Annotated in this window: 1 pseudogene; it reads left to right on the forward strand. The window is 56.7% G+C overall.

Features of this window, described 5'->3' with window-relative positions:
- Nucleotides 1-230: 230 nt before the first annotated feature.
- Nucleotides 231-552 (forward strand): annotated as a pseudogene (locus tag A4A58_RS22395) (carbohydrate ABC transporter substrate-binding protein); the annotation flags it as partial.

The following is a 552-nucleotide window of genomic DNA, read 5'->3' on the forward strand; positions in this document are numbered from 1 at the left end:
TCCTCCGAGACGAAAAGTATGGGAAGACCCAGCGTTACTAACAGCTTACCTCGAAAAACACGTTGAGAGCCTTGCCTCTGACCAGACGCTTCGTCGATACCTTTCTCACAGGAATGTGCTACCAAAAATTGTATTTTCACATTTATCGTGAATTGGCCGTTGTAGGTGTTGCGCGGGGAAATTCTTTGATCTAAGTTTTTACGGCAACGTTACAGTGAGGGAGGACACTCATGAATTTACGTTTTCTAGCTGCCGCTTTGGGCGCAACCGCTGCCTTGCCCTTCGGGGCTGCCAGCGCGACCGATCTCGAGTTCACGCATTGGTGGACTTCGGGTGGAGAGGCGGCCGCGGTTGCCGAGCTTGCGAAGGCTTTCGACGCAACCGGAAACAAGTGGGTCGACGGCGCGATCGCCGGCTCCGGGGGTACGGCGCGCCCGATCATGATCAGCCGCATAACCGGCGGTGACCCGATGGCCGCCACCCAGTTCAACCATGGCCGTCAGGCGGAAGAGCTGGTGCAGGCGGGATTGTTGCGCGATCTCACCGATATCG

It is taken from the genome of Tardiphaga robiniae, from assembly GCF_001618955.1.
Lineage (GTDB): Bacteria > Pseudomonadota > Alphaproteobacteria > Rhizobiales > Xanthobacteraceae > Tardiphaga > Tardiphaga robiniae_A.